This is a genomic window from Streptomyces tamarix (assembly GCF_032423885.1).
GTDB lineage: Bacteria > Actinomycetota > Actinomycetes > Streptomycetales > Streptomycetaceae > Streptomyces > Streptomyces tamarix.
The window spans coordinates 118,718-126,222 of the sequence record NZ_JAWCTQ010000019.1 but is presented as its reverse complement, the minus strand read 5'-3'; the positions used below and the strand labels follow the sequence as shown (position 1 = coordinate 126,222).

5 protein-coding genes are annotated in these 7,505 nt (G+C 71.6%); 3 read left to right on the top strand and 2 right to left on the bottom strand.

Annotated elements, in window-relative coordinates:
• The coding region (locus tag RND61_RS17260; RefSeq protein ID WP_315878861.1) for a hypothetical protein at nt 1–247 on the bottom strand (247 nt) is incomplete at its 3' end.
• A 197-nt stretch (nt 248–444) separates the two neighbouring features.
• Between RND61_RS17260 and RND61_RS17255 the strand changes: the two genes are divergently transcribed.
• On the top strand, nt 445–2,412 hold the full coding sequence (locus RND61_RS17255; RefSeq protein WP_315878860.1) for an ATP-dependent DNA helicase: 1,968 nt from the start codon (nt 445–447) through the stop codon (nt 2,410–2,412).
• 66 nt (nt 2,413–2,478) lie between these two features.
• Here the strand turns inward: RND61_RS17255 and lexA are convergent, their stop codons facing one another.
• Nucleotides 2,479–3,270 (bottom strand): transcriptional repressor LexA, encoded by a 792-nt coding sequence (gene lexA / locus RND61_RS17250; protein WP_315878859.1) that lies wholly within the window; start codon nt 3,268–3,270, stop codon nt 2,479–2,481.
• Between the two features lie 511 nt (nt 3,271–3,781).
• Here lexA and nrdR point away from each other — a divergent pair.
• A complete protein-coding gene (gene nrdR / locus RND61_RS17245) occupies nt 3,782–4,291 on the top strand; it encodes a transcriptional regulator NrdR (RefSeq protein WP_315878858.1) in 510 nt (169 codons plus the stop codon).
• Between the two features lie 158 nt (nt 4,292–4,449).
• The gene (locus tag RND61_RS17240) at nt 4,450–7,320 is read left to right on the top strand and encodes a vitamin B12-dependent ribonucleotide reductase (protein ID WP_315878857.1); all 2,871 of its coding nucleotides are present in this window, start codon (nt 4,450–4,452) and stop codon (nt 7,318–7,320) included.
• The last annotated feature ends 185 nt before the right edge of the window (nt 7,321–7,505 follow it).

The window sequence follows — 7,505 nt, the reverse complement described above, 5'->3', positions numbered from 1 at the left end:
CCGCGTCGGTGGCGTACGCGGCCGGGGCCTCACGACCGGCGTCGAGCCGGTCGACGCCGCGTCCGGCCCGGTGACGCGCCCCGACCGCCCCGGCCCCCGCGGAAGCCGTGCGGCGGGAGTGCCCGGGCCGGGGCCTCGTCGGTACGGCGGGGCCGCGCTCCGGTGCCGTACGGCTCCTGTCGCCGCCGACGCTCACCGGCGAGCAGGCCGCTGCCGTCCCCGACCGCTTCGCCGAGGCCCTCGCCACCGCCGAACGGGTCCTCTTCCGCCAGGGGTTGGCCCGGCCCGTCAACCCCGTGCGACCGGGGGCGGCCCGGTATCGCCCGTACGGGTGGCGCGCGACCGCTGCCCGGGGCGGCTGCGCCGGGGGAGTGGCCGGAAGCGGGCGGGGAAATCCCGAGGGGTGGTCCGGCTGTCGGTGCGGCGCCGTAGGGTGGACGGGCTATGACGAAGCCATCCCTCCCCGAGCTCCTCCACGCCGCCGTCACCGCCGTCGGCGGCACGGAAAGGCCAGGCCAGGTCGCCATGGCCGAGGCCGTTGCCCAGGCCGTCGACGACGGTACGCACCTGCTCGTCCAGGCCGGCACCGGCACCGGCAAGTCCCTCGGCTACCTGGTGCCCGCCCTGGCCCACGGGGACCGCGTCGTCGTGGCGACGGCCACGCTGGCCCTGCAGCGGCAGCTCGTCGAGCGGGACCTGCCCCGGACGGTGGAGGCGCTGCACCCGCTGCTGCGCCGCCGCCCGGAGTTCGCGATGCTGAAGGGCCGCTCCAACTACCTGTGCCTGCACCGGATCCACGAGGGCGTGCCGCAGGAAGAGGAGGACGGGCTGTTCGACCCGTTCGAGGCGGCCGCCCCGACCAGCAAGCTCGGGCAGGACCTGCTGCGCCTGCGGGACTGGTCGGACGAGACGGAGACGGGGGACCGGGACGACCTGACGCCGGGCGTCTCCGACCGGGCGTGGGCCCAGGTGTCCGTCTCGTCGCGCGAGTGCCTGGGGGCGAGCAAGTGCGCGTACGGAGCCGAGTGCTTCGCGGAGGCCGCGCGCGAGCGCGCCAAGCTCGCCGAGGTCGTGGTGACCAACCACGCGCTCCTCGCGATCGACGCCATCGAGGGCGCCCCGGTCCTGCCGCAGCACGAGGTGCTGATCGTCGACGAGGCGCACGAGCTGGTGTCCCGCGTGACCGGCGTCGCCACCGGTGAGCTCACGCCCGGCCAGGTCAACCGGGCGGTGCGGCGGGCGGCCAAGCTCGTCGACGAGAAGACCGCCGACCAGTTGCAGACCGCGGCGGAGGGGTTCGAGAAGCTGATGGAGCTGGCCCTGCCCGGCCGCCTCCAGGAGGTCCCCGAGGACCTGGCGTACGCGCTGATGGCCCTGCGGGACGCGGCACGCGCGACGATCACGGCGCTGGGCAACACGCGGGACCGCTCCGTCCAGGACGAGGACGCCGTCCGCAAGCAGGCCATGGCCTCCGTGGAGAACGTCCACGCGGTGGCGGAGCGCGTCGCGAACGGCTCCGAGTACGACGTGGTCTGGTACGAGCGGCACGACCGCTTCGGCGCTTCCCTGCGGGTGGCGCCGCTGTCCGTGTCGGGGCTGCTGCGCGACAAGCTGTTCGCGGACCGGTCGGTCGTCCTGACGTCCGCCACGCTGAAGCTGGGCGGGGACTTCAACGGGGTGGGGGCCTCGCTGGGGCTCGCCGCCGAGGGCGTCGAGGGCGAGGACCTCCCGGTGTGGAAGGGCATCGACGTCGGGTCGCCGTTCGACTACCCCAAGCAGGGCATCCTCTACGTGGCCCGCCACCTGGCGACGCCCGGGCGGGAGGGCAGCCGGACGGACATGATGGACGAGCTGGCGGAGCTGATCGAGGCCGCCGGGGGCCGGACGCTCGGCCTGTTCTCCTCCATGCGGGCGGCGCAGGCCGCCGCCGAGGAGCTGCGGGGCCGTCTGGACAAGCCCGTGCTGTTGCAGGGCGAGGACACGCTGGGCGAGCTGATCAAGGCGTTCGCCGGCGATCCGGAGACCTGCCTGTTCGGGACGCTCTCGCTGTGGCAGGGCGTCGACGTGCCGGGGCCGAACTGCCAGCTGGTGGTCATGGACCGCATTCCGTTCCCGCGCCCCGACGATCCGTTGATGAGCGCCCGCCAGAAGGCCGTGGAGGAGGCGGGGGGCAACGGCTTCATGGCCGTCGCCGCGACCCACGCGGCGCTGCTCATGGCGCAGGGCGCTGGCCGCCTGGTGAGGGCGACGGGCGACCGCGGCGTGGTGGCGGTCCTGGACCCGCGCCTGGCGAACGCCCGGTACGGGAGCTTCCTACGCGCCTCGATGCCGGACTTCTGGTACACGACGGACCGCAACCAGGTCCGCCGCTCCCTGGCGGCCATCGACCGGGCGGCGAAGGCCGCGGTCTAGCCGGACACAGCAGGGCCCCGGGACCGGCGCAGAGGTCCCGGGGCCCGGTCGGGGGCGACGGAGTGTTCAGACCCGCCGCAGAACCGCCACCACCTTGCCGAGGATGGTCGCCTCGTCGCCGGGGATGGGCTGGTAGGCGGCATTGTGCGGAAGCAACCAGACATGGCCGTCCTCCCGCTTGAAGCGTTTGACCGTGGCCTCGCCGTCCAGCATGGCGGCCACGATGTCGCCGTTCTCCGCGACCGGCTGGCGACGGACCGTGACCCAGTCGCCGTCGCAGATCGCGGCCTCGATCATGGAGTCCCCCACGACCTTCAGCACGAACAGCTCGCCGTCGCCCACCAGTTGCCGGGGGAGGGGGAAGACGTCCTCGACCGACTCCTCGGCCAGGATCGGCCCGCCGGCGGCGATCCGGCCGACGAGCGGGACGTACGAGGCGGCGGGCTTGCCGGTCGTGTCCGCGGGCTGAGCGCTCGGCTGGTCGGAGCCCCGCACCTCGTACGCGCGCGGGCGGTGCGGGTCCCGCCGCAGGAAGCCCTTCCGCTCCAGGGCCATCAGCTGGTGCGCCACCGACGACGTGCTGGACAGGCCGACCGCTTGGCCGATCTCCCGCATCGACGGTGGGTACCCGCGTCGCTGCACGGAGTCGCGGATGACCTCGATGACCCTCCGCTGCCGGTCGGTGAGGCCCGAGCTGTCGGCCCGGATGCCGGGAGGTCGGCCGGGGAGCGAGCGCGTGGGCTTGGCGGGCTCGGGAGCCGTGCCCGCCTCGTTCATGGTCACGGCGTGTACCGGCTCGAATCGGCCCTGGGAGCGGCCCTGGGCGGTGATGGTGGCACTGTCTGCGGTGGTGGTCACGTCGGCCCCTCTCGAATGGTCTCCCTGGCTGGCACAACGGTAGTTGCTTTCGAAAGGTTGCGCCAAACACACGTTCGAGTGAAAAAAAGGGGAATGGCTTACATGTGCGTGTGCCTGGGTGTATGTGCGACCTTTCGCCACAGAGGCGATTCGGGTCATCACGGTATCGCCCACCGCCGCCCCGGCGGCGCACGCCCCGCTCCGTGCGGCGTGCCGCGCCGCCCGCCGGAAGCCCGCCGCCGGTCCCTTCTGTCGTGCCCCGGAGTCCTCGGGGGCCGGTCGTGCCGTAGGCTCGTCGCCGGCCCGGAAGACCGGCGCGCGGCGCGACACGCGCCACGCCGCGAATGAGGGCCGGGCCCTACATGTAGTGGTTGCATGGTCACAGGCACCCAGAAGTTGTGGTCCCCGTCCGTCGGGGCGATGGGCATCGCCTATGCTTGTGGCTGCTTCGAGGGGCCCCGGGAGGGCCCTCCGAGGCTGTTCAGTCGTGCTGTGAAGGAGGGTTGGGACCATGCACTGCCCCTTCTGCAGGCACCCCGACAGCCGTGTCGTCGACAGTCGCACCACCGACGACGGGACGTCCATCCGACGCCGCCGCCAGTGCCCCGACTGCTCCCGCCGTTTCACCACGGTGGAGACCTGCTCCCTCATGGTCGTGAAGCGGAGCGGGGTGACCGAGCCCTTCAGCCGGACCAAGGTCATCAACGGCGTGCGCAAGGCGTGCCAGGGGCGGCCCGTCACCGAGGACGCCCTCGCGCAGCTGGGCCAGCGGGTCGAGGAGGCCGTCCGGGCCACCGGCAGCGCGGAACTCACCACGCACGACGTCGGTCTCGCCATACTCGGTCCGCTGCAGGAACTCGACCTCGTCGCGTACCTGCGCTTCGCGTCCGTGTACCGCGCGTTCGACACGCTGGAGGACTTCGAGGCCGCCATCGCGGAACTGCGCGAGCGGCGGCCTCCCGCGGAGGAGCGCGGCACCGGTGCGGCCCCCGGGGTCCCGGTGCCCGCAGCCGCCGACTGAGCGGCCGGCCGGACCCCGCGGTCCGGCGACCGGCCGCCGAGGCGGCCAATCGACCTGCCACGGGCGTTACGAGCGGCGCCCGCGGCGACAGTACAGAGACCGTGCCTTGGGAAGATCTGGGCACATAAGGGCGTTTTTGCCCACATATGGGAGGCGGCATGACAGAGACGACGAGCGGCCCGGCACGAGGCTCCCGCGCCAAGGGGCCCAAGGCGGGCAAGGGCCTGCGCATCGAGCGCATCCACACGACCCCCGGCGTGCACCCGTACGACGAGGTCGCCTGGGAGCGCCGTGACGTCGTCATGACCAACTGGCGCGACGGCTCGGTCAACTTCGAGCAGCGCGGCGTGGAGTTCCCCGACTTCTGGTCGGTGAACGCGGTCAACATCGTCACCAGCAAGTACTTCCGGGGCGCCGTCGGCACCCCCCAGCGCGAGACGAGCCTGAAGCAGCTCATCGACCGCATCGTGAAGACCTACCGCAAGGCCGGCGAGGAGCACGGCTACTTCTCGTCGCCCGCCGACGCGGAGATCTTCGAGCACGAGCTCGCCCACGCCCTCCTGCACCAGATCTTCAGCTTCAACTCGCCGGTGTGGTTCAACGTCGGCACGCCGCAGCCCCAGCAGGTCTCCGCCTGCTTCATCCTGTCCGTCGACGACTCCATGGAGTCGATCCTCGACTGGTACAAGGAAGAGGGCATGATCTTCAAGGGCGGCTCCGGCGCCGGCCTGAACCTCTCCCGCATCCGCTCCTCCAAGGAGCTGCTGTCCTCCGGCGGAAACGCCTCCGGCCCGGTCTCCTTCATGCGCGGCGCCGACGCCTCCGCAGGAACGATCAAGTCCGGCGGTGCCACGCGCCGCGCGGCCAAGATGGTCATCCTGGACGTCGACCACCCCGACATCGAGGACTTCATCGAGACCAAGGTCAAGGAGGAGGAGAAGATCCGCGCCCTGCGCGACGCGGGCTTCGACATGGACCTGGGCGGCGACGACATCACGTCCGTCCAGTACCAGAACGCCAACAACTCGGTCCGCGTGAACGACGAGTTCATGAAGGCCGTGGAGACCGGCGGCACGTTCGGCCTGCGCGCCCGCATGACCGGCGAGGTCATCGAGGAGGTCGACGCCCGGTCGCTGTTCCGCAAGATGGCCCAGGCCGCCTGGGCCTGCGCCGACCCGGGCATCCAGTACGACGACACCATCAACCACTGGCACACCTGCCCCGAGTCCGGCCGCATCAACGGCTCGAACCCGTGCAGCGAGTACATGCACCTGGACAACACGTCCTGCAACCTGGCCTCGCTGAACCTGATGAAGTTCCTGAAGGACGACGGCAAGGGCCACCAGTCCTTCGACGTCGAGCGCTTCTCGAAGGTCGTCGAGCTGGTCATCACCGCGATGGACATCTCCATCTGCTTCGCGGACTTCCCGACCCAGAAGATCGGCGAGAACACCCGCGCCTTCCGTCAGCTCGGCATCGGCTACGCCAACCTCGGCGCCCTGCTCATGGCGACCGGCCACGCGTACGACTCCGACGGCGGCCGCGCCCTGGCCGGCGCGATCACCTCGCTGATGACCAGCACCTCGTACCGCCGCTCCGCCGAGCTGGCCGCGGTCGTCGGCCCGTACGACGGCTACGCCCGCAACGCCGAGGCGCACAAGCGCGTCATGAAGCAGCACGCCGACGCCAACACCACCGCCGTCCGCATGGACGACCTGGACACGCCGATCTGGGCCGCCGCCACGGAGGCCTGGCAGGACGTGCTCCGCCTCGGCGAGAAGAACGGCTTCCGCAACTCCCAGGCGTCCGTCATCGCCCCGACCGGCACGATCGGTCTCGCGATGTCCTGCGACACCACCGGCCTCGAGCCCGACCTCGCCCTGGTCAAGTTCAAGAAGCTGGTCGGCGGCGGCTCGATGCAGATCGTCAACGGCACGGTCCCGCAGGCCCTGCGCCGCCTGGGCTACCAGGAGGAGCAGATCGAGGCGATCGTCGCCCACATCGCCGAGCACGGCAACGTGATCGACGCCCCGGGCCTCAAGCAGGAGCACTACGAGGTCTTCGACTGCGCCATGGGCGAGCGCGCCATCTCCCCGATGGGCCACGTCCGCATGATGGCCGCGATCCAGCCGTGGATCTCCGGTGCGCTCTCCAAGACGGTCAACATGCCGGAGACGGCGACCGTCGAGGAGGTCGAGGAGATCTACTTCGAGGCGTGGAAGATGGGCGTCAAGGCGCTCGCGATCTACCGCGACAACTGCAAGGTCGGCCAGCCGCTCTCCGCCAAGAAGAAGGAGGAGAAGAAGGTCGAGGTCGAGCCCGCGAAGGTCGAGAAGGTCGTCGAGTACCGCCCGGTCCGCAAGCGCCTGCCGAAGGGCCGCCCGGGGATCACCACCTCCTTCACGGTCGGCGGCGCCGAGGGCTACATGACCGCCAACTCCTACCCGGACGACGGTCTCGGCGAGGTCTTCCTGAAGATGTCCAAGCAGGGTTCGACCCTCGCGGGCATGATGGACGCCTTCTCCATCGCCGTCTCGGTCGGCCTGCAGTACGGCGTGCCGCTGGAGACGTACGTCTCGAAGTTCACCAACATGCGCTTCGAGCCGGCCGGCATGACGGACGACCCGGACGTGCGGATGGCCCAGTCGATCGTCGACTACATCTTCCGCCGCCTGGCGCTGGACTTCCTGCCGTTCGAGACCCGCTCGGCGCTCGGCATCCACTCCGCCGAGGAGCGCCAGCGCCACCTGGAGACCGGTTCGTACGAGCCGGCCGAGGACGAGGTGGACGTCGAGGGCCTCGCCCAGTCCGCCCCGCTCCAGCAGGAGCCGAAGGCCGTCGCCCCCGCCCCGAAGGCGGAGACCCCGGCCCCCGCTCCGAAGCAGGCGCACACGTCCGCGGAGCTCGTCGAGATGCAGCTCGGCATCCAGGCCGACGCCCCGCTGTGCTTCTCCTGCGGCACGAAGATGCAGCGCGCCGGGTCCTGCTACATCTGCGAGGGCTGCGGCTCCACCAGCGGTTGCAGCTGACCCGGGACCGGGCCGCGTCGGACGTGACGTCCGGCGCGGCCCGCGCGGGCGGCTGACGCGCGATCCACCGAGGGGGACCGGCCGACGGCCGGTCCCCCTCGGCCGTACCCGTGATGGGTCGGAGTCACGGACGCCGTGCGCCCGCTCCGCCGACGGGTGCGCCGGCCCGCGGCCCCCGCCGGCCT

Excerpts from the sequence above, each read along its gene's own strand:
- RND61_RS17255 (WP_315878860.1), top strand. The coding sequence starts at position 445 with ATGACGAAGCCATCCCTCCCCGAGCTCCTCCACGCCGCCGTCACCGCC.
- nrdR (WP_315878858.1), top strand. The coding sequence starts at position 3,782 with ATGCACTGCCCCTTCTGCAGGCACCCCGACAGCCGTGTCGTCGACAGT.
- RND61_RS17240 (WP_315878857.1), top strand. The coding sequence starts at position 4,450 with ATGACAGAGACGACGAGCGGCCCGGCACGAGGCTCCCGCGCCAAGGGG.